General features: G+C 46.2%; 21 protein-coding genes and 1 pseudogene. 7 read left to right on the plus strand and 15 right to left on the minus strand.

Going from position 1 to position 20752, the window contains the following annotated elements; translation table 11 throughout:
* Positions 1-9: 9 nt before the first annotated feature.
* From murA to BTA30_RS03520, 4 genes are all read right to left on the minus strand, one after another.
* Entirely contained in the window at positions 10-1299 is a 1290-nt protein-coding gene (gene murA, locus BTA30_RS03505) for a UDP-N-acetylglucosamine 1-carboxyvinyltransferase (RefSeq protein ID WP_076759356.1), read from the minus strand.
* Between the two features lie 252 nt (positions 1300-1551).
* Positions 1552-2187 (minus strand): fructose-6-phosphate aldolase, encoded by a 636-nt coding sequence (gene fsa / locus BTA30_RS03510; protein WP_076759360.1) that lies wholly within the window; start codon positions 2185-2187, stop codon positions 1552-1554.
* Between the two features lie 225 nt (positions 2188-2412).
* Entirely contained in the window at positions 2413-3270 is an 858-nt protein-coding gene (locus tag BTA30_RS03515; protein ID WP_076759362.1) for a class II fructose-bisphosphate aldolase, read from the minus strand.
* Between the two features lie 207 nt (positions 3271-3477).
* A complete protein-coding gene (locus BTA30_RS03520; protein WP_094777285.1) occupies positions 3478-3855 on the minus strand; it encodes a response regulator in 378 nt (125 codons plus the stop codon).
* Positions 3856-4030: 175 nt separating this feature from the next.
* Here BTA30_RS03520 and BTA30_RS03525 point away from each other — a divergent pair, with 175 nt between their 5' ends.
* Positions 4031-4561, plus strand: coding sequence for a DUF2529 domain-containing protein (locus BTA30_RS03525; protein WP_076759369.1), 531 nt, complete (start codon positions 4031-4033; stop codon positions 4559-4561).
* A gap of 137 nt (positions 4562-4698) precedes the next feature.
* Here BTA30_RS03525 and pyrG read toward each other — a convergent pair whose 3' ends face one another.
* The 7 genes and pseudogenes from pyrG to BTA30_RS03560 all read right to left on the minus strand — a co-directional run bounded on the left by pyrG (position 4699) and on the right by BTA30_RS03560 (position 13968).
* On the minus strand, positions 4699-6306 hold the full coding sequence (gene pyrG, locus BTA30_RS03530) for a CTP synthase (RefSeq protein WP_076759371.1): 1608 nt from the start codon (positions 6304-6306) through the stop codon (positions 4699-4701).
* 255 nt (positions 6307-6561) lie between these two features.
* Complete coding sequence (rpoE, locus tag BTA30_RS03535) at positions 6562-7095, minus strand: DNA-directed RNA polymerase subunit delta (protein WP_076759373.1); 534 nt, start codon at positions 7093-7095, stop codon at positions 6562-6564.
* 298 nt (positions 7096-7393) lie between these two features.
* Positions 7394-8536, minus strand: coding sequence for an acyl-CoA dehydrogenase (locus BTA30_RS03540; protein WP_076759376.1), 1143 nt, complete (start codon positions 8534-8536; stop codon positions 7394-7396).
* Between the two features lie 24 nt (positions 8537-8560).
* Positions 8561-9691, minus strand: a complete 1131-nt coding sequence (locus tag BTA30_RS03545; protein WP_076759379.1) for an acyl-CoA dehydrogenase family protein — start codon at positions 9689-9691, stop codon at positions 8561-8563.
* Between the two features lie 17 nt (positions 9692-9708).
* Positions 9709-10599, minus strand: a pseudogene (locus tag BTA30_RS03550) (3-hydroxybutyryl-CoA dehydrogenase); the annotation flags it as partial.
* The gene (locus BTA30_RS03555; protein WP_076759385.1) at positions 10581-11759 is read right to left on the minus strand and encodes an acetyl-CoA C-acetyltransferase; all 1179 of its coding nucleotides are present in this window, start codon (positions 11757-11759) and stop codon (positions 10581-10583) included. The gene BTA30_RS03555 and the pseudogene BTA30_RS03550, both read right to left, overlap by 19 nt.
* A 94-nt stretch (positions 11760-11853) precedes the next feature.
* Entirely contained in the window at positions 11854-13968 is a 2115-nt protein-coding gene (locus BTA30_RS03560) for a (Fe-S)-binding protein (protein WP_076759387.1), read from the minus strand.
* A 151-nt stretch (positions 13969-14119) separates the two neighbouring features.
* On the opposite strand from BTA30_RS03560, the gene BTA30_RS23635 reads away from it, so the two are divergent.
* The 5 genes from BTA30_RS23635 (at position 14120) to BTA30_RS03570 (ending at position 15493) form a co-directional block, all read left to right on the plus strand.
* Positions 14120-14320: a hypothetical protein gene (locus BTA30_RS23635; RefSeq protein ID WP_239693569.1), complete on the plus strand. Its 201-nt coding sequence runs from the start codon at positions 14120-14122 to the stop codon at positions 14318-14320.
* Between the two features lie 94 nt (positions 14321-14414).
* Positions 14415-14645 (plus strand): hypothetical protein, encoded by a 231-nt coding sequence (locus tag BTA30_RS23640; protein ID WP_239693570.1) that lies wholly within the window; start codon positions 14415-14417, stop codon positions 14643-14645.
* A gap of 12 nt (positions 14646-14657) precedes the next feature.
* A complete protein-coding gene (locus tag BTA30_RS24065) occupies positions 14658-14792 on the plus strand; it encodes a hypothetical protein (protein WP_275666915.1) in 135 nt (44 codons plus the stop codon).
* Between the two features lie 198 nt (positions 14793-14990).
* Positions 14991-15140, plus strand: coding sequence for a phospholipase D-like domain-containing protein (locus tag BTA30_RS23650; protein WP_239693572.1), 150 nt, complete (start codon positions 14991-14993; stop codon positions 15138-15140).
* An 86-nt stretch (positions 15141-15226) separates the two neighbouring features.
* Positions 15227-15493: a general stress protein gene (locus BTA30_RS03570; protein WP_076759389.1), complete on the plus strand. Its 267-nt coding sequence runs from the start codon at positions 15227-15229 to the stop codon at positions 15491-15493.
* Positions 15494-15672: 179 nt separating this feature from the next.
* Here BTA30_RS03570 and argS read toward each other — a convergent pair whose 3' ends face one another.
* The 4 genes from argS to speE all read right to left on the minus strand — a co-directional run bounded on the left by argS (position 15673) and on the right by speE (position 19681).
* Positions 15673-17343: an arginine--tRNA ligase gene (gene argS / locus BTA30_RS03575; protein WP_076759392.1), complete on the minus strand. Its 1671-nt coding sequence runs from the start codon at positions 17341-17343 to the stop codon at positions 15673-15675.
* Entirely contained in the window at positions 17340-17768 is a 429-nt protein-coding gene (locus BTA30_RS03580) for a YwiB family protein (protein WP_076759401.1), read from the minus strand. Before BTA30_RS03580 ends, argS begins: the two co-directional genes overlap by 4 nt.
* Positions 17769-17926: 158 nt before the next feature.
* A complete protein-coding gene (speB, locus tag BTA30_RS03585; RefSeq protein ID WP_076759403.1) occupies positions 17927-18799 on the minus strand; it encodes an agmatinase in 873 nt (290 codons plus the stop codon).
* A gap of 51 nt (positions 18800-18850) precedes the next feature.
* On the minus strand, positions 18851-19681 hold the full coding sequence (speE, locus tag BTA30_RS03590) for a spermidine synthase (RefSeq protein ID WP_076759406.1): 831 nt from the start codon (positions 19679-19681) through the stop codon (positions 18851-18853).
* Positions 19682-19955: 274 nt separating this feature from the next.
* Between speE and BTA30_RS23655 the strand changes: the two genes are divergently transcribed.
* The gene (locus tag BTA30_RS23655) at positions 19956-20684 is read left to right on the plus strand and encodes a hypothetical protein (RefSeq protein WP_239693573.1); all 729 of its coding nucleotides are present in this window, start codon (positions 19956-19958) and stop codon (positions 20682-20684) included.
* The last annotated feature ends 68 nt before the right edge of the window (positions 20685-20752 follow it).

The following is a 20752-nucleotide window of genomic DNA, read 5'->3' on the forward strand; positions in this document are numbered from 1 at the left end:
AATTGTCCACTAGGAATTTTGCAGCTGTTCAATTTCTTGGTCTGTCAATTTTTCACGCCAGACGGTGGCGCCAAGGTTCGTCAGCTTCTCTTCAAGCAGGCTGTATCCCCTGTCAAGATGTTCAAGACCGGTAATTTCGGTAATCCCATCTGCCATGAGCCCAGCTACTACGAGACAAGCTCCCGCTCTCAGATCACTAGCTTTGACTTTGGCGCCTTGCAGAGGGACAGGACCGGTGATAATCGCCGACCTTCCCTCGACTTTCATCGATGCACCCATGCGCCTGAGCTCGTCAATATGTTTGAAACGGGCAGAGTAAATGGTGTCAGTGACAACGCTCGTCCCGCTTGCCTTTGTTAAAAGCGAAGTCATCGGCTGCTGCAGATCGGTCGGAAAGCCCGGATATACAAGCGTTTTGAGATCGACCGGTTTCAGCTCTTTTTTTCCGCCGATCATTAAAATCTGATCGCTGCTTTCTTCAATCCGGATCCCCATCTCGCGCAGCTTGGCTAACAGCGATTCCAAGTGTGTCGGTATCACATTGTCAATCAGCACTTCTTGTCCCATGGATGCCGCTGCAATCAGGAAAGTCCCGGCTTCTATCCGGTCTGGAATAATCGAGTGTCTGCAGCCGTGAAGGGATTCAACGCCCTCGATGCGGATAACATCAGTGCCGGCTCCTTTTATTTTCGCCCCCATATTTGTTAAAAGGGTGGCGACATCGATAATTTCCGGTTCCTTCGCAGCATTCTCAATCACGGTTCTGCCTTTGGCGAGCACGGCAGCAAGCATGATGTTGATCGTTGCTCCAACACTGACGACATCAAGATAAATGCGCGCGCCTTTTAATTCCTCTGCACGCAAATAGATCGCGCCTTGTTCATTTGTCACCTCGGCACCAAGCGCCTCAAAACCTTTGATATGCTGGTCAATCGGTCTCGGACCGAGGTGGCAGCCGCCTGGAAGGCCGATAACCGCCTTTTTAAAGCGGCCGAGCATCGCCCCCATTAAATAATAAGAAGCCCGAAGCTGTTTCACTTTTCCATTCGGCAGAGGCATACTGATCATCGGCGCAGGATCAACGACCATTTCTCCTTTTTCAAAATGAACATGTCCGCCGATCTCCCTCAGCAGATCGCGAAGTGTCAAAATGTCTGATATATGGGGAAGGCCTTCAAGCGTAACCGTCGATTCAGCCAAAATCGTCGCGGGTATAAGGGCGACAGCACTGTTTTTGGCTCCGCTTATATGTACTGTTCCATTCAAAGGATCGCCGCCAGCTATATTTAACTTTTCCATGATCGTCTCCTTCCTTAAAGAAGATAGCTAATGGAGCGTATAATAAGAACTCAAAATAAATGGTTCATTTCAAAATCTATCCAATTAAAAGAGAAAGAATACAACACATTTCAAAATTTATCAGGAAGAAAATAGCGAAGCTGTCTGCGGCAAGGGTTCTCTTCTGCAAAACATTCATTTCTCTTTATAAGACAAAATGGTGACAAACAGAGGGGGTCCCTCCACTTGCCACTCACTTCGAAGCCTGGGGCTTTATTTATTCCAGTCGGCTAAAAACTGTTCAATTCCTTTATCGGTTAACGGGTGCTTTGTCAGCTGGTGAATGACCTTCAGCGGCATAGTGCCGATATGAGCCCCTCTTAGTGCAGCTTCTGTTACATGCTGCGGATGACGGATCGATGCGGCAATGATTTGCGTATCCAAACCGTGCACATCAAAAATTTGTTTGATTTCGCTGATCAAGTCAAGTCCGTTATGACCGATGTCATCCAAGCGCCCCAGGAATGGAGAAACATAAGTAGCTCCGGCTCTTGCCGCCAGAAGCGCCTGATTCGCACTGAAGATCAGCGTTACGTTCGTCTTAATGCCGAGATCGGTAAGTGCTTTAACAGCTTTCAAACCGTCAGACGTCATTGGAATTTTCACCGTAATATGAGGTGCGATTTTGGCAAGCTCTTTTCCTTCTTCAATCATTTCCTCCGCCTTTAGAGAAATAACCTCAGCGCTAACAGATCCTGAAACCACCTCGGTAATTTCACGCAGACGATCATGAAACGAAATATTTTCTTTTGCTACTAAACTAGGATTTGTCGTAACCCCCGCAAGCACGCCGAGAGAATGGGCCTCTTTAATTTCGTCTAAATTTGCAGTATCAATAAAAAACAGCATATTGATAAAACCTCCTGTCATGAAAATGTCTGAACTATGAAACTTGTTTGCGCTTTCCGGATGATATGGATAAAACCGCCTGTCGCTATCAGGCGGCTTTTTGACTGAACGGGAAGCAAAAGAGCCTCATGCTTAAACGGCATGTGTTAACAGCACTTCCCTAAAACACCAGAAAAACATCCTATTTCCCTTGAAGGGAAACAGGTGTGCTTTTCCAAAGTGTCATTATGCTTTGTTTGAAGAACCAAATTCACGCATTTTGCCGATAACAGTTTCTTTAATCGCTTCGCGAGCGGGTCCCAGGTATTTACGAGGATCGTATTCGTCAGGCTTCGCTGCCAATGTTTCACGAACAGCTTTAGCTGAAGAAATTTGGTTTTCAGTGTTTACGTTGATTTTAGCTGTACCAAGTGAGACCGCTTTTTGGATGTCAGCAGTCGGAATTCCAGTACCGCCGTGAAGAACGAGCGGGAGGCCTGTTGATTTTCCGATCTCTTCCATCTCTTTGAAGCCAAGATTTGGTTCGCCTTTGTAAGGGCCGTGAACTGAACCTAGTGCAGGTGCAAGGCAGTCGATTCCAGTACGCTCAACAAGCTCTTGGCACTCTTTAGGATCAGCGTAGATTACGCCTTCAGCGATAACGTCATCTTCTTGTCCGCCGACTGTTCCAAGCTCAGCTTCTACAGATACTCCATGGAAATGAGCAAGCTCAACAACTTTAGAAGTTGTTTCTACGTTTTCTTCAAATGGATGGTGAGAAGCATCGATCATGACAGAGGTGAAACCTGCATGAATCGCTTTTGCACAAGATTCAAAGCTTGAACCGTGATCCAAGTGAATGGCGACAGGAACTGTCACTTTGTATTCTTCCATAAGTGCTTTTACCATAGCAACGACTGTTTTGAAGCCGCCCATGTAACGTCCCGCACCTTCTGAAACGCCAAGGATCACTGGAGATTTTTCTTCTTCAGCAGCCTGTAAAATCGCTTGAGTAAACTCAAGGTTGTTTAAGTTAAATTGTCCGACAGCATATCCGTTTTCTTTTGCTTTATTCAACATTTCCGTCATTGATACTAAAGGCATGTCGAAAGTCCTCCTTATGTAGCCTGATTTGCTCTTTGCGAAAAAAGCTCTCCACACCTACCTAGCATGACCAGAAAAACCTGCCATATGTAAAATGTTTGTTTTTTAAACTTTAGATAGCTTTTCTCTACTTATATAGAATAACAATTAATCGACAAATCGGCAACATCATCGCTTGTGACAACATCAAAAACTTTTTCGTTCCCGTCAGCCGTTTGATTTAATCGGAAGGTATGTTTTGACCGCCTCGCGGATTTCATCGATGTCAAAAGGCTTGGCAAAGTGAGTCAGAGCCCCGAGTTCCTTTGACTCCTGGATCATATCGAGCTCACCGTATGCGGTCATGATAATGACGCGGATCTCCTCGTCTATGACTTTCATTCTTTTTAAGATTTCAATTCCATCCATTCCAGGTATCTTCATATCCAGTAAAACAAGGTCGGGACGCTGTTTTTTGACAATGTCCAGCGCTTGGATTCCGTTAGCGGCCTGGAAGGTTTTGTACCCTTCTTTATTGAAAACTTCATTCAGCAAAACCCGGATTCCGTACTGGTCATCTACGATTAAAATCTTCTCATTCATTATTCTACACCTCTATATTTTATAATTTTCGCCAAAATTAAGCAGTAGTTTATCTATTCTGTTTTGATTTTCTCTTTTCCTTTAATTAAAACATTTAAGTTTGCGACATATTTAGAGGATTTTTCCCAATATTCTCTTTTGTTATATAATGATAGTCAGTAAAAAAGGAGGAGTCAGTTTGCTTAAAATTTTTACCACTCAATTGTCAGGAATCTTCAACCGGATTCAGGAGGGTGAAGCCCTGCCGATTGAAGACGGCGCCCGATTACTGGCCCAGGCGGTCATCAGTGACCATTCGATTTATGTATATGGAAAAAATGAATTGGAGGGCATTTTGAAAGAAGCGCTTTACAGCTCTGAGCCGTTCCCCTCTGCCAAACCGATGCCGCAGAATGAAGAAGACTGGCCGGCTTTTCAAACGGCAGATAAAGTGCTGATGTTTTGCTCGCATCCCTCAGATGACAGCGATCTGGAAATTGCGAAAAGGCTGAATGAAAAAGGCATCGGACTGGTTGCCGTATCCCCTTCCGGCAAAGAAGACGCACCCGTTGCAACATTCGCCGATGTTCACATTGATTCTAAGCTTAAAATGCCGCTTCTTCCCGGTGAGGACGGAACAAGATTCGGTTTTCCGTCGCTGATGGTCAGCCTCTATATTTATCATGCCCTGTCATTTACATTAAAGGAAATTCTTCAGGAATACCAATGAAAAAAGGTTGCCTGAAGGTAATAAACCGGGGATGAGGCGGGCCTTATGAATATAGTACCAGTTCTGCCTGTTATTATCACCAGAAAGAGCCAAAAAAACCTGCCGGAGATGAACCGCCGGCAGGCTTTTTCAGTTTTTTACAGCTTCTCTGAAGTCTTTAATGAAGCATGAACAAAGTCTCTGAACAATGCTTGCGGTCTTGTCGGTCTTGAAGTAAATTCAGGGTGGAACTGCGACGCGACAAACCATGGATGGTCTTTCAGCTCAATGATCTCTACGAGGCGGCCGTCAGGGCTTGTCCCTGAGAAGACAAATCCGGCTTCCTCCATCTGCTGTCTGAACTCATTGTTAAATTCGTAGCGATGGCGGTGGCGTTCATAAACCACTTCATTCTGGTACGCTTCATAAGCTTTTGAACCTTCCTGCAGCTTACATGGATACAGTCCGAGGCGAAGTGTTCCGCCGAGATCTTCAATATCCTTTTGCTCAGGAAGAAGGTCAATGATCGGATACGGTGTGGAAGGATCGATTTCGGCAGAATGCGCTCCTTCAAGTTCGAGAACGTTTCTTGCATACTCGATCGATGCCACCTGCATGCCGAGGCAAATGCCGAAGAACGGCATTTTATGCTCGCGCGCATATTTGACAGCGGCGATTTTCCCTTCGACTCCGCGATCCCCAAATCCGCCCGGAACAAGAATGCCGTCTACATCCTGCACCAAGCCGGCAATGTTTTCTTCCGTTACTTCTTCAGCGTTGATCCATTTAATCTGAATATCTGAGTCAAATGCATATCCAGCATGGCGAAGCGATTCAACCACCGAAATATAGGCGTCCGGAAGTTCGACGTATTTGCCGACCAAGCCGATTGTCGCTGTTTTAGAAAGGGTTTGCACTTTATTGACAAGCTCTTTCCATTCTTCCATGTCTGCTTCTTTGCATTCCAGCTTCAAATGATTGCAGACAAGGTTGTCAAGTCCCTGTTTTTGCAGATCAAGAGGAATGGAATATAGTGTATCCGCATCTCCTGCTTCAATCACGGCTTTAGGGTCGATATCGCAAAACAGCGCAATTTTGTCTTTCATATCTTGAGAAATCGGCATTTCCGTTCTCACAACGATGACGTTCGGCTGGATACCGAGGCTGCGGAGCTCTTTCACACTGTGCTGTGTCGGCTTTGTTTTCATTTCTCCTGCAGCTTTCAGGTACGGAACAAGCGTACAGTGAATGTACATCACATTCTCGCGCCCGATATCGCTCTTCATTTGGCGGATCGCCTCAAGGAACGGCAATGACTCGATATCGCCGACCGTTCCGCCGATTTCCGTGATCACCACATCGGCGTTCGTTTCTTTTCCTGCACGGAAAACACGATCTTTGATCTCATTTGTGATATGAGGAATCACCTGAACGGTGCCGCCCAAATAGTCTCCTCTGCGTTCCTTTTTCAGCACTGCGGAATAGATTTTTCCGGTTGTCACATTGCTGTATTTATTTAAATTAATATCGATAAAACGCTCATAGTGCCCTAAATCGAGATCCGTTTCTGCACCGTCATCGGTTACGAATACTTCACCGTGCTGATACGGACTCATTGTGCCGGGATCCACATTGATATACGGATCGAATTTTTGGATGGTGACGCTCAGACCTCTGTTTTTCAGCAGGCGGCCGAGTGAAGATGCCGTAATTCCTTTTCCAAGCGAGGATACAACTCCTCCGGTTACAAAGATATATTTTGTCATTACTGTACCCCTCTCTTCAATTAACACTTATTCCTTAAAATGCTCTGTTTATGAAAAATCATTTAGATCTTTTCTAAATGATTTAAATGATTAGGAGGCGGAAAAACAAGAAAGCTCCCTTTCAATTTCTTGAAAGGGAGCTGATAGTCCGTATCACTTGAATCTCTTCTTTTTGAAGAGCCCAAAATACATACTACCTAGTTCACCTGTGAAAGTCAAGATCGATTTAAAAATGAATACTGCTTAAGACAAAAATTAATCTTCGTCTTCCTCAGCTTTAAAATTTTCTTCTTCTTCTTCTTCTTCTTCGTCATCCAAGATCTCGTCTTCAAGATCTTCTAGCTCATCATCGTCCGCTTCATCGATATCATCGAATTCATCGGCGTCAAGGGCAATATCTTCTTCAACATCATCAAGGAGAATATCATCCTCATCAACTTCTTCGAATTCATCAAGATCAAGGTCTTCTTCAACAACTTTTTTCGCTTTTTTCTTTTTCGCTTTTACGGTCGGCTGTGTTTCTTCATCAAGCTGATCATACGGATACCAGCTGCGAAGACCCCACGTTTGGTCTGACAGCGCCAAAAAGCGGCCGTCAATATTCAAATCTGTGTAGAACTGGGCTAACCGGTCTTCCAGCTCTTTTTTCCCCACTCCAAGCAGTGAAGCCACTTGATCTGTAAGCTCCTGGAAGGTAATTGATTTCTTTTTGTCTAAGAAAATTTCGTATGCGATTTCAACTAAAGCCATTTCCTTTAGCTGTTCCTCTGAGTATTGTTTCAAACTCATCGCCGGACACTCCCTTTCTATCTTCATGTATGTATCTACTATCTTTGTCATAGAAAATAAGCATGTAATTTCTGTCTTTACGACAAACCATACCTCTCATTATAAACAAAAGAAATCACTTTATGCCACCATTATTCCCGTTCATTCAATAATTTTTACCACATGGGCGGGAAAAAAACAAGCGGTCAAGCTGAAGCTTTGAAGAGGCGTGAAAAGAAGCCTGTTTTGGGAGCCCGGAGATTTGATTAGGAGGCAGATGCCGGCAGCATGTCCGCCGGCATATCGCAAAGCTGCGCAGTCATGATTGCATCACCATTCTGGAAATCACGATTCTCTGAATTTCTTGTGTTCCTTCGTAAATCTGGGTGATTTTCGCATCCCGCATATAACGTTCGACCGGGTAGTCCTTTGTGTAGCCGTAACCGCCAAAGATCTGCACGGCCTCTGTCGTCACCTTCATCGCCGCATCTCCGGCATAAAGCTTTGACATGGCGGATGCTTTCCCGTAAGGCAGGCCTTCTGATTCCAGCCAGGCCGCCTGATAGGTTAAAAGCCTTGATGCTTCAATCGCCGTCGCCATATCCGCCAGCTTAAAACTGATGCCCTGCTGTTCGGCGATCGGCCTACCGAATTGTTTTCGTTCCTTCGCATACGCTGTTGCGGCCTCAAACGCGCCTTGGGCTATGCCGACGGCTTGGGCCGCGATTCCGTTTCTGCCTCCATCAAGCGTCATCATCGCAATTTTAAAGCCTTCCCCTTCTTCACCGAGCCGGTTTTTCAAGGGCACGCGGCAGTCCTCAAATATAATTTCCGTTGTCGGGGATGAACGAATCCCCAGTTTTTTTTCTTTTTTACCGACGGAAAAGCCCGCAAAATCCTTTTCAACGATAAATGCAGTTGTTCCTTTATGTTTTTTATCCGGTTCAAGCGCGGCAAACACAATATAGTAATCGGCGATTCCTCCGTTGGTAATGAAAATCTTCGTTCCATTTAAAATGTATTCATTACCGTTTTTGACGGCGGTCGTTTTCATCCCGCCGGCATCAGATCCTGACCCCGGCTCCGTCAACCCGTACGCACCGATTTTTTCGCCCCGCGCCATCGGCTTTAAGTATTCTTGCTTTTGCTCTTCTGTCCCAAAAGTATAAACCGGCCAGCAGGCAAGCGACGTATGTGCCGACAAAGTGACACCTGTAGAGGCGCAGACTTTGGAAAGCTCCTCTACCGCAACCACGTATGTCAAATAATCGCTGCCGATCCCCCCGTATTCCTCAGGCCACGGAATGCCCGTCAGCCCTAACTCCGCCATCTTTGTAAACAGATCTCTGTCAAACCTTTCTTCCTCATCCCGCTCCTTCGCTGTCGGCTCCACCTCATGTTTTGCAAAGTCACGCACCATTTTCTGAATCATTTGATGTTCTTCAGACAGTGTAAAGATCATATTTCTCTCCCCCCTCTGGCAACCTTATAAATGCTTGCTGATGACAATCCGCTGAATCTCGCTTGTGCCTTCATAGATTTCGGATACTTTCGCATCTCTGAAATACCGTTCAACGCCGAAATCTCTCGTATAGCCGAAGTCGCCGAGCAGCTGAACCGCCTCATCTGCGACATACATCGCCGTTTCTGATGCAAACAGTTTGGCCATTGATGCCGCCTGCCTGGTTTTCAATCCTTGTTCTTTCAATGAAGCGGCCCGATAAACGAGAAGTTTGGCCGCCTCTGTTCTGGTTGCCATGTCAGCCAGCTTAAAGGCCATTCCCTGCCGGTTTTTATTCAGTTCTCCGTCCGGATATCGCTTTTTTAAAAAGGCAACAGCCTCAGAAAGCGCTCCTTCTGCTATTCCAAGCGCCTGCGCGGCGATGCCGATCCTGCCTGTATCCAGATTTGCCAAGGCCATTTTAAATCCTTTGCCTTCCTCTCCCAAAAGCTGCCGCGAAGGAATGACAGCGTTATCAAAATTCAAAGTGACGGTTTGCGACCCATGCAGCCCCATTTTTTCCTCATTTTTTCCGAGGCGAAAGCCTGGTGTGTCTTTTTCAACGATAAATGCCGAAATGCCCCTTGTTTTCGCCCCGGGATCTGTTAAGGCAAATACGAGGTAAATATCTGCCGCTCCGCCGTTTGTGACAAAAACCTTGGTTCCGTTTAAAACGTAGGCATCCCCGCGTTTTTCCGCCCTTGTTTTTAAGTTCCCGGCATCGGAGCCGGCACCTGGCTCCGTTAAACAAAAAGCCCCCAGATATTGACCCGATGCGAGCTTTTTAACGTATTGCTGTTTTTGCTGTTCAGTTCCGTATAAAAGAATGGGCATCGTGACAATTGATGTGTGTACCGATAAAATCGCACCCACAACGGCGCTTTCTTTTGACAGTTCATGTATCGTCATAATGTACGAAATAAAGTCCAGACCCGCCCCATTGTATTTCTCCGGAATCGGAAGCCCCATCCAGCCGCGTTCTGCCATTTCCCTTAAAATAGCTGTCGGAAAACGGCCTTTTTCCATTTCCAGTACAAAGGGAGCAACCTCCTGTTTGGCAAATTGCCTGACCAGCTTTTGCATGCGGCATTGTTCTTCTGTCAAATGAAGGTTCAATTTGAGGTCCCTCCTTCTCAGGTTGCTTCGTACGTATAAAACCCTTTGCCCGTTTTCTTTCCAAGCCGCCCCGCGCTGACATATTGTTTAAGGAGCGGACACGGTCTGTATTTATCATCTCCAAAGCCTTTATGCAGCGTCTCCATAATATACAGGCACGTATCAAGGCCTATCAGATCGGCAAGGGCGAGCGGACCCATCGGATGATTCATTCCGAGCTTCATAATCCCGTCAATGCTTTCTTTTTCAGCGATTCCTTCGTAAAGCGCAAAAACCGCTTCATTAATCATCGGCATTAAAATTCGGTTGGAGATAAACCCCGGAAAATCATGTACTTCTATAGGAACTTTATTCAGCTTCTCCGCCGCCGCGACGACGGTTTCATAAGTCTGATCGCTCGTCTCCAAGCCTCTGATCACTTCGACCAGCTCCATGACAGGCACCGGATTCATAAAATGCATGCCAATGACGTTCTGCGGTTTATTCGTAACAGACGCGAGCTCTGTTATCGACAAGGATGATGTATTGGACGCCAATATAGCTGAATGTCCGGTTATGTCGTCCAAACGCTTGAAAATCTCTTTTTTGATGTCCATTTGCTCCACGGCGGCTTCTATGATGAGAAAGGCTTCCCCTGCATCTTCAAGTGATGCCGAGGGAGACAATCGCTGATAAATTTGCTTAACATCTTGATGCGGCATTTTCCCCTTTTCCGCCTGTTTGACAAGCTGGTCGGAAACTCGCTTCATTCCTTTTTGAATTTGCTCCGCTGATACATCATGCATGTAAACATTGTAGCCGGCCTGCGCGCAGACCTGGGCGATTCCCGATCCCATCTGGCCTGTGCCGATGACCATGACCGTGTCGTTTCTCATGGTAATACCCCCTTTTAAACTTCTATCATAACGGCATCTCCCTGGCCGCCTCCGCTGCAAATGGCTGCGATACCTGTTCCGCCGCCGCGCCGTTTTAATTCGTACATGAGCGTTAGAATGATTCTTGCTCCGCTGGCGCCGATCGGATGTCCGAGCGCAATGGCGCCTCCATTGACATTGACTTTTTCCATATCAAGACGCGCAATCTTCCCGCTTGCCAAAGCAACCGCGGCAAAGGCTTCATTGATTTCAAACAGGCTGATGTCAGAAAGCTGCGCCCCCGTTTTTTTCAACAGCTCCTGAATGACCAGCCCTGGCGTTTTCGGGAAGTCTTTCGCTTCAACGGCAATCGATGTATGAGCCGTTATGACGGCGACGGGCTTCAAATTCAGGGCTTTTGCTTTTTCTTCGCTCATGAGGATGAATGAACATGCCCCATCATTCACACCCGGCGCATTTCCCGCTGTTATAGTGCCGTTTTTGTCAAAGGCGGGTGAAAGTGTTGAGAGCCGTTCGATTGATGTATCACTGCGCGGTGATTCATCTTGTTCAACAGTCAGTTCGCTGCCCCGCTTTTGCGGAATCTTGACCGGAACAATCTCTTCTCCAAGCGCTCCTGAAGCGGATGCCCGAACAGCCCGCATATGGCTAGACAGCGCCCACCGATCCTGTTCTTCTCTCGAAATGTCTAACTCTTTTGCCGCGGCATTTCCGTACGAACCCATATGCACGCCCGTAAATGAGCATGTCAGACCGTCGGCGATCATCAAGTCCTGAACCGCGCCATCTCCCATCCGAAACCCCCATCTCGCTTTTGGCAGCACATAAGGAGCGTTTGACATCGATTCCATTCCGCCTGCGGCTATCATTTCCGCGTCACCTGCACGGATGATTTGATCAGCCATTGTTACACTTCTTAAACCGGATGCGCATACTTTATTGATCGTCTCCGTCTTGACATCCCACGGAAGCCCCGCATACCGCGCCGCCTGTCTTGACGGCAGCTGTCCCTGGCCTCCTTGCAGAACAGAGCCCATGATGACTTCATCGATATCCTCTGGTCTGACTCCAGACCGTTTTAACGCTTCTTTGATGGCGATGCCTCCGAGTTCGGCCGCCGTTTTTGACTGAAGCGCACCTCCCAGCTTTCCGAAAGGTGTTCGCGCCCCGTCGATAATGACTGTTCTGACCATGACATCCTCTCCCCGCTTCTGTTTTGAATATTTACGATAAAAGAAGGCGGAGATACAGCTCACACCTTCTTTTATTCAAAACCTGAAAAACTGCCTAGGAAGCATTTTCTTTCTCTTCTGAACCAAATACAGCGCGTTCAAGCAGCTCTGCAACATCATATGTGCCGACCTGATCTTCCAGTTCTTTTGCTTTCGTTCCGTCTCCAAGCATTGTAAGGCAATACGGGCATCCCGAACTGATGACTGAAGGGGAAGTGCTGAGCGCCTGTTCTGTTCTTGCAACATTGATTCTCGCACCTGTTTCCTCCTCCATCCACATTAGACCGCCGCCGGCTCCGCAGCACATCCCATTTTCACGGCTGCGCTCCATTTCTACTAAGCGGATGCCAGATATCGAACGAAGAATATCACGCGGCGGATCATAGACCTCGTTGTAGCGGCCCAAATAGCATGAATCATGAAAGGTCACGGTTTCATCAACCGGAAACCCCGGTTTGAGCTTTCCTTCCTTAATGAGCCCGGCGAGAATTTCTGTATGATGATAAACATCCGCTTTCAGACCAAAATCAGAATATTCATTTTTAAAAATATTGTATGCATGAGGATCGATCGTTACAATTTTTTGAATATTGTTTTTCTCAAATTCTTCAATATTTTTAGCGGCGAGCTCCTGAAATAAAAATTCATTGCCAAGCCGTCTTGGCGTATCACCGGAATTTTTTTCTTTATTGCCTAAAATCGCAAAGGAAACACCTGCTTGATTGAGAAGGCGCGCGAAAGCCATCGCGATCTTTTGGCTTCTTCGGTCGTATGACCCCATCGACCCGACCCAAAACAAGTATTCAAATGTCTCGCCCTTTTTCTTTAGCTCCTTGACCGTCGGCACATTGACGTCTTCCCTGATGTCGCGCCAGTTTTCACGCTCTTTTCTGTTTAATCCCCAAGGGTTTCCTTGCCTTTCAATACTTGTCATGGCGCGCTGGGCATCGGTATCCATTTTCCCTTCCGTAAGCACGAGATAGCGGCGGAGATCGATGATCTTATCAACATGTTCATTCATAACCGGACACTGATCTTCACAATTCCGGCAGGTTGTGCATGCCCAAATTTCTTCTTCTGTGATAATGTCGCCGATCAAGCTTGGATTGTAAAGTTCTGATGCAGCTGCTTCCCGCGATCCTTCACCACCGGCAGCCATGGCAAGCTGGTTGCCCTTTGTATGCTGGAAAAACGCCGCAGGAACCCAAGGGGTGTTCGAAGTCACGGCGGCACCCTTCTCTGTCAAATGGTCTCTGAGCCTTAAAATCAGATCCATTGGCGAGAGCATCTTCCCAGTGCCTGTCGCCGGGCACATATTAGTGCAGCGGCCGCATTCCACACATGCGTAAAGGTCGATCAGCTGAGACTGCCTGAATTCCTCAATTCGCCCGACTCCAAATGTCTCTTTTGATTCATCTTCAAAATCAATCTTTTCGAGTTTGCCCGGATTTGTCAGACGGCTGAGAAACACGTTTGCCGGTCCGGCAATCAAGTGAGCATGTTTGGACTGCGGAACATAAACTAAAAATGTCAGCAAAATCAAAAGGTGGGCCCACCATGCGGCATAAAACACGACTGCGGCAGGGGTTTCTCCCATAAAGCCGAAAACAAATGCGATCACAGAGGCCATCGGTTCGCGCCATGATAATTCATGATGCTGCCATACAATATTCATGCCGTTTCCTAAAAGAACGGTGAGCATCAGCCCGCCGATCAATAGAAGGACAAGTCCTGATTTAAAGCCTCGTTTCAGTCTGACCAGTTTTTCTATATAACGCCTGTGAAAAGCCCAGACCACCGCTATCAGAATCAGCAGGGTTACGATTTCCTGAAAGAACGTAAACACCGGATACACCGGCCCAAGAGGCAGTCCCCCGTCCGGCACCATGCCTTTGATAATAAAATCGAGCGCCCCAAACTGAACAAGAATAAAACCATAGAAAAACATCACATGAATGATTCCGCTCTTTTTATCTTTGAGCAGTTTCTTTTGGCCGAACACGTTCTCCCATATCCTTTGCAGGCGTTCTTTTATCCGCTTATCAAAATCCTCTTTTTGCCCGAGCCTAATGTAACTGATTCTCGTTCTGATCAGATAGACGAACAGGTAAACGGCGTAAGCGGTTACACCTAAAAATGCAATGAAATTCAACCACAGCAAGTCATTCAACAGCTGCTCCCCCTTTCATTTCCCAACCTGGTATCCCTCGTACTACCTTTATCTTAAATAATGAATGAGTATTCAGTCAATGTTTTTTCATAAATGCCGGCAATTATGGGGACACTATTTTTTTACATGCTAAAAGGGAGTGTCTTCATTGATGACGCTTACGATCATGCTGTTTATGCTCACTCTGCTGCTGGCGCTCGATTTTCATTTCGACCGCAAAGCTTTTCAGCAAATTTCCCTTGGAAAACGAAGCGACATTGAACTGATTCACAATGGAGAGGACTTGTGCGAGCAGCTGATGAATGATATTCGGCAAACCGATCATTGGTCCATGTCATGTTTTATATTATGAAACATGATGCAATCAGCCTTGAATTTCTATATCTGCTAAAGGACAAAGCTGAAGCGGGCATTCCCGTTTATTTGCTGATCGACCGGATCCGCGCATGAAAGTGAAGCGGAAAACATTGCGCGGCCTTGAAGAAAGCGGGGTGCAAGTCCATTTTAAAAATTGGGCGGCTTTTAATATCGCAAAAGAATACAGAGTTCGGACCGTGGAAAGACTACCATTTACGGGTGAAGGTGTCACCGATTTGCAGCACATTTTTTTAACGGACTCAAAGAGAGGAGCACTTTTGGCAAAAACTGAAAAGCGACGTGTTCCCTCCATTGCCTAAAGGGGCCGTCGCATGCATGCGATCAGAGGATTTACGCTTGAGATAACATACATTTCGTTTATTGAAGAGGCGAAGGAAAGAATCATGATTTGCACGCCATACTACATTACGAGCCCTGCTTTGCAGGAGTCCGTTCTCTCAGCCTGAATATGGGGCGTGATCATTTCGATTCTGGCCCCGCTTGTCAAAGAAGCTGCCAATACGTACTTTCGTGCACTTTTAGAAATGGATGTTTTATTTACCGGTTTTACACCATGCGAAAGCATTGATCGTTGATGACCGGCATGTGATGATCTGGACATCAAACTTTGATAAGCGAAGCTTGTTCTCAATGATGAAGTAAATGTGATCATTCATGATAAGGATTGGTCGAAACAATTCTTTGAGGAAAGGATTGAACATGCTCAGCTTCTGACAAAGGAGCGGTATGCAAAGCGGCCGGTGATGCAGCGGCCTGTAGAATGGCTGGCAAAATCCATTGCATACTTTTTATGAAATCACCGCCGAAAACATGTTTACCCTGTCTGTCTTGCGGGTAACAATTCACCAAAGTGAAAACTACATACGGAGGGGGATGCACGATGAATCAAGCAGAATCCATCAAACTGCGCACTCAGTCAATAACCTTGAAAAACCTGATCGAGCTTTACCGCCTTTGCCGATCAGCCAGACATCATCTTTATATATGTTCCAAAAAAACGGTGTGTAAAATTAAAGATCTAATCGAGCTGGAAATGTTCAGAATGGCCAATCGGGAGAAGGAATGCCTGATTGTCATTGAGGGGAGAGAAGCGCAGGCTCTGATACAAAAGGCGAAGTGCATTCTTTCTGAAACTCAAATGCAATAAGGAAGGGCGGCGAAAACCCTTCCTTTTGTGTGCTGGAATATGAATCAGCGAACGGCCTATTAAAGTCCATAACTTTTTTCTGCGGCGCCCATATCCAGGCACCGCCTCCTTTATCACACTGCAGCTACTTTACCATAGAAGAAAGCAAAATCCCCCATCCAATGGATGAGGGATCATTTTTACATTTTTTCAGGTGCTGAAACACCAATCAGTTTCAGCGCATTATTTAAAGTGATTTGCGTTGCTTTCATCAAGGATAAGCGCGCGCGGCTTTTTTCTTCATCAGCCGGGTCAAGCACTTTCTCAGCATTATAAAAGCTATGGAGAACGGATGCCAGCTCAAAAATATAGTTTGTAATGCGGTGCGGAATCCGCTTCTCAGCAGCATCGGCGACTGCTTCAGGGAATGCGCCGATCGCTTTTAACAAATCGTATTCTTTTTCAGAGCTGATTTTTGCCAGAGCTAAATCCTCATCAAGAGAAAGCCCTTTTTCTTCGCCTTGGCGCAGCATGCTGCAAATTCTCGCATGTGCATATTGCGCATAGTAAACAGGGTTTTCATTTGATGTCGAGACGGCAAGGTCAAGGTCAAAGTCCATGTGTGTGTCGGCGCTGCGCATCGCAAAGAAATAGCGAACTGCGTCAAGGCCGACCTCATCAATGAGATCACGCATTGTGACGGCTTTTCCAGTTCTCTTGCTCATCTTCATTTTTTCGCCGTTTTTATAAAGATGGACAAGCTGGATGATCTCGACCTCAAGCGTTTCCTTATTATAACCGAGCGCTTCAATAGCCGCCTTCATACGCGGGATATAGCCGTGGTGATCGGCCCCCCATACATTGATTAATTTTTGAAAGCCGCGGTCAAGCTTGTCTTTGTGATAGGCGATATCAGGCAGAAGATAGGTGTAAGATCCGTCCTTTTTAATCAGCACGCGGTCTTTGTCGTCGCCAAATGCAGTTGAGCGGAACCATGTCGCACCGCCTTCCTCATAGATGTGCCCTTTTTCACGGAGGGCTTCGAGCGCCTGATCAATTTTGCCGTTTTGGTAAAGTGATGTCTCTGAATACCAAACATCAAACGGCACACGGAAGTTTTCAAGATCTTTGCGGAGCTTGCCTAATTCATATTTCAAACCGTATTCACGGAAAAATGAGAGGCGTTCGCTTTCATCTTCATGGAGAAAACGGTCGCCGAACTCTTCAGCAAGTTTTTTGCCGATTTCTTTAATATCCTCGCCGCGGTATCCGTCTTCAGGCATCGGCTTCTCTTTGCCCAGCGCCTCAAAATAACGGGCCTCGACAGATAAAGCAAGATTGTTGATTTGATTGCCTGCATCATTAATATAGTATTCGCGGCTAACATCATAACCCGCTTTTTCAAGAACATTGCACAGCGAGTCGCCGACTGCAGCGCCGCGGGCATGTCCAAGATGCAGGTTGCCTGTCGGGTTTGCCGAAACGAATTCCACCTGTACGCGTTCTCCGCCGCCGATGCTTGTTTCACCATAAGCCTCTCCCGCTTCAAGCACAGCGGGAATCAGTTTCGTTAAATATTGATTGTCCATGTAAAAATTGATAAACCCCGGCCCTGCAATATCCATCTTATCAATCGATGCTTTTCCTTTATCAAAAGATGAGACGATTTCCTCGGCAATATTCCGAGGCGCTTTTTTCGCAATTCTCGCCAGCTGCATCGCCATATTGGTAGAGTAGTCCCCATGAGATTTATCTTTCGGCACTTCTAATACGACTTCGGGAATGTCCTTTTCCTCGGCGAGCCCGGCTTTGATGACGGCCTCTTTGATTTCCTGCTTCAGCACATCTTTCATTTGTTCGACTATGTTCATGAATCATGTCCTCCTCTATACGAAATCGACATTTTATGTAAATGCTTTTGGTCATCGTTTACAATCATATCGTACTCTATGCTGATCTTTCCCTCTGCCGCCTGATGATTGACTGAAATGTCCTTTGTATCAACCCCCAGCTCGAGCTTTCCGAAAGGCAATTTATAATGAGTGGTGGTGCGGCTTTCCGGCCTAAAGCGCTGTTTCATTTCAATAGCGCCGGAACGCATGACCAGAACTTCGTTTTCACTTGCTTTGACGATCGTCTTGACCTTCCCTGCTTCATGCTCTTCATGGTAGGTAAGATATATTTTATCTTTTTTCATATAATAAAATCCTGTTGTCCGGAATTCAATCGTTTCAGCTTCCGATCCTTCCTGGATAACAGATCTCACATGAATCTTTACGGGTGTCTCCTGATCCATTCCGACACTTCCTTTTTTGATCCGATTTGACTTGATTAGTATAATCATTCAACAAAAAAAGTTCAACCGCGGTTCCTTATATACTATCTTAACAGAACGTTATAGAAGGTAAACAATTTTTCTAAGAAAAAAGCCGTCCTCAAAAAGGACAGCTTGTCTTATTTTACCCAGCCGAGCAGCATTTCGCGAATCAGCTTGCTTGCCGTATTTGCGGTTTGCTCTGAATGGTCATAGATCGGTGCCACTTCTACCAAGTCGGCACCTGCGACTTTGACGTCGGAACGGGCAATTTCATGAATCGAAGCGAGCAGCTCTTTGGAAGTGATGCCTCCTGCGTCAACCGTTCCCGTCCCAGGCGCATGGGCCGGATCTAAAACATCGATGTCGATCGTGACATAAACAGGGCGGCCGGCGAGCTTTGGCAGAATGGTTTTCAGCGGCTCAAGCACTTCGAACTTGGAGATGTGCATGCCATTTTCTTTCGCCCATTCAAACTCTTCTTTCATCCCGGAGCGGATTCCGAATGAAAAAACATTTTCCGGACCGATCAATTCCGCCGCCTTTCGGATCGGTGTTGAATGTGAGAGCGGTTCTCCTTCATATTCGACGCGAAGGTCTGTGTGCGCATCCATATGGATGATGGCAAGGTCGGGATATTTTTTGTACATCGCTTTCATGACCGGCCATGAAACGAGGTGCTCTCCTCCCATTCCGAGCGGAAACTTTCCTTTTTCTAAGATGCTGTCGACATATTCTTCAATCATGTCAAGGCTGCGCTGCGGATTCCCGAAAGGCAGCGGGATGTCGCCGGCGTCAAAGAAATGAACCTCATCAAGCTCTCTGTCCAAATAAGGGCTGTATTCTTCAAGGCCGATGGACACCTCGCGGATTCTTGCCGGCCCGAAGCGGGAGCCTGGACGATAGCTGACCGTCCAGTCCATCGGCATCCCGTAAAGGATGGCGTCCGCCCCTTCCCAATCAGGACGGCTTGCAATAAATACTTTGCCGGAATATGCTTCATCAAATCTCATCTCATGAACCTCCTGAAAAAAGCGCAGAATCGTCTTCTGCGCAAACTGTTTTTATTTGATTAAGTCGCTGACGAATTTCGGAAGAACGAATGCCGCTTTATGGATCTCTTTTGTATAGTATTTCGTATCGATATCAAAGAAGCGGCTGTCCTCCACTGCAAGAGGATCGTATTTTTTCGAACCGATTGTAAACGTCCACAAACCGCTAGGATATGTCGGAATGTTGGCCAAATACAGCTTTGTAATCGGGAAGATCTCCTTTACATCACGCTGAACATTTGTAATCAGTTCAGGCGTAAACCAAGGGTTGTCCGTCTGGGCGACGAAGATGCCGTCTTCTTTCAGCGCTTTTGAAATTCCTGCATAAAAGCCTTTTGAAAATAAGTTGACAGCAGGCCCTACCGGTTCCGTAGAGTCAACCATGATGACATCATACTCATTTTCCGATTTGGCGATGTGCATGAAGCCGTCATCGACTTTCACTTCAACGCGCGGATCATCAAGTTTGCCGGCAATGGAAGGCAAAAACTTTTTGGAGTATTCAATAACCTTGCCGTCGATATCGACAAGCGTCGCTTTTTTAACCCCCGGATGCTTTAAAATTTCTCTGATAACGCCTCCGTCTCCGCCGCCGACAACAAGCACCTGCTCCGGATTCGGATGCGTAAACAGCGGAACATGGGCCACCATTTCGTGATAAACAAACTCATCTTTTTCAGATGTCATAACCATGCCGTCCAAAAACAGCATGTTTCCGAATTCCTCCGTCTCCGCCATTTCGAGTTTTTGAAAGTCTGTTTGCTCTGTATGTAAAGTCTTGTTGATTTTCATCGTAATGCCAAAATTTTTCGTTTGCTTCTCTGTATACCAAAGTCCGCTCAAAGCGTCATCTTCCTTTCATGTTAAGCTGTATTTCCATCTATTTTTCTCGTCCAAAGCGACGATTATTCTGCCTGCAGCATCGGTTTTACCTAAGGAGAAAGTATAGAGGAATTAAGGATAATTGTAAAGACAGATCGTCCCATGTCAATCCGTTGTCTTGTGATAAAAATATTCCCATTGGTTCTTTTTTCATTTATAATGGCTAAGCTTATCAACAGTATGTGACAAAGGGGGAAGCCCCTTTATTCATAAGCTCCTTGGGGGTATTGCTTTTATGATCAAACATGTTTTGACACGGTATATATTCGATCGGCGAAAAAGGTTTTTCTCCGCTTTTTTGCTGATTGGCGCAAGCCTTTGGTTTTTTGAGCCTGTTTATATCGGGCATTCCGCTTCTCCATCATTGCTCGACTGGCTGCTGGAAGTGAGCGGCTCACTCTTTTTGCTCCATGTGATCGCTGTTTTGGCTGCAGTATTATTATTTTTCGGCGCCACACAATGGCTGAGTTCATCCGGCATCTTATCGGCGGCGAAGCGCAGCAGACTGTTTTTGGCATACGTCTCCCTCGGGACATTCACCGCCGCTTTTGTGATCATCAGTCTATTGTTTTGGAGCGTCATGATTGGCTGGTTTAAATTTAACGGGTACGGCTCAGCAAATATTCACCCCTTTTTTGAATTAGCAAGCTCACCTGTTTTATTGATTGCATCCCGTTTGTTCATTGATTGGTGGTCGCTTTGCTTTCTGATTTTTCTGGGGCTTTCGGGGGCATTGGCCTCCAAAAAAAGACTGCTCTCATTATGGCTGCCGCTGTTATGGACCAGCGGCTTATTAGCCCTTTTCAAACTAAATGTCTCCTTTAATGGGCTGCTGCCTGCGGAAGGAATGCTGCTGTCCATCCATGCAAACGGAGCCTCGCTATTGATGATCATGTCGGCAAACGAAGGAGCCGTTCTGATCTTATGGTGTATTTTATATCGGGTCATTGAGAACGGAAGATAAAGACGCATGTTAACATGCGTTTTTTCTTTTAGGCTTGTTTAAATCCTCCTCTTTTTCCTCATAATGAT

The sequence above is a fragment of the Bacillus swezeyi genome (genome assembly GCF_001969815.1).
Lineage (GTDB): Bacteria > Bacillota > Bacilli > Bacillales > Bacillaceae > Bacillus > Bacillus swezeyi.

Bases quoted from the DNA above. Each gene is read 5' to 3' on its own strand.
- murA (WP_076759356.1), bottom strand. From the start codon at position 1,299: ATGGAAAAGTTAAATATAGCTGGCGGCGATCCTTTGAATGGAACAGTA.
- fsa (WP_076759360.1), bottom strand. From the start codon at position 2,187: ATGCTGTTTTTTATTGATACTGCAAATTTAGACGAAATTAAAGAGGCC.
- BTA30_RS03515 (WP_076759362.1), bottom strand. From the start codon at position 3,270: ATGCCTTTAGTATCAATGACGGAAATGTTGAATAAAGCAAAAGAAAAC.
- pyrG (WP_076759371.1), bottom strand. From the start codon at position 6,306: ATGACAAAATATATCTTTGTAACCGGAGGAGTTGTATCCTCGCTTGGA.
- rpoE (WP_076759373.1), bottom strand. From the start codon at position 7,095: ATGAGTTTGAAACAATACTCAGAGGAACAGCTAAAGGAAATGGCTTTA.
- BTA30_RS03540 (WP_076759376.1), bottom strand. From the start codon at position 8,536: ATGATCTTTACACTGTCTGAAGAACATCAAATGATTCAGAAAATGGTG.
- BTA30_RS03555 (WP_076759385.1), bottom strand. From the start codon at position 11,759: ATGGTCAGAACAGTCATTATCGACGGGGCGCGAACACCTTTCGGAAAG.
- BTA30_RS23635 (WP_239693569.1), top strand. From the start codon at position 14,120: ATGACGCTTACGATCATGCTGTTTATGCTCACTCTGCTGCTGGCGCTC.
- BTA30_RS23640 (WP_239693570.1), top strand. From the start codon at position 14,415: ATGAAAGTGAAGCGGAAAACATTGCGCGGCCTTGAAGAAAGCGGGGTG.
- BTA30_RS24065 (WP_275666915.1), top strand. From the start codon at position 14,658: ATGCATGCGATCAGAGGATTTACGCTTGAGATAACATACATTTCGTTT.
- BTA30_RS03570 (WP_076759389.1), top strand. From the start codon at position 15,227: ATGAATCAAGCAGAATCCATCAAACTGCGCACTCAGTCAATAACCTTG.
- argS (WP_076759392.1), bottom strand. From the start codon at position 17,343: ATGAACATAGTCGAACAAATGAAAGATGTGCTGAAGCAGGAAATCAAA.
- BTA30_RS03580 (WP_076759401.1), bottom strand. From the start codon at position 17,768: ATGGATCAGGAGACACCCGTAAAGATTCATGTGAGATCTGTTATCCAG.
- speB (WP_076759403.1), bottom strand. From the start codon at position 18,799: ATGAGATTTGATGAAGCATATTCCGGCAAAGTATTTATTGCAAGCCGT.
- BTA30_RS23655 (WP_239693573.1), top strand. From the start codon at position 19,956: ATGATCAAACATGTTTTGACACGGTATATATTCGATCGGCGAAAAAGG.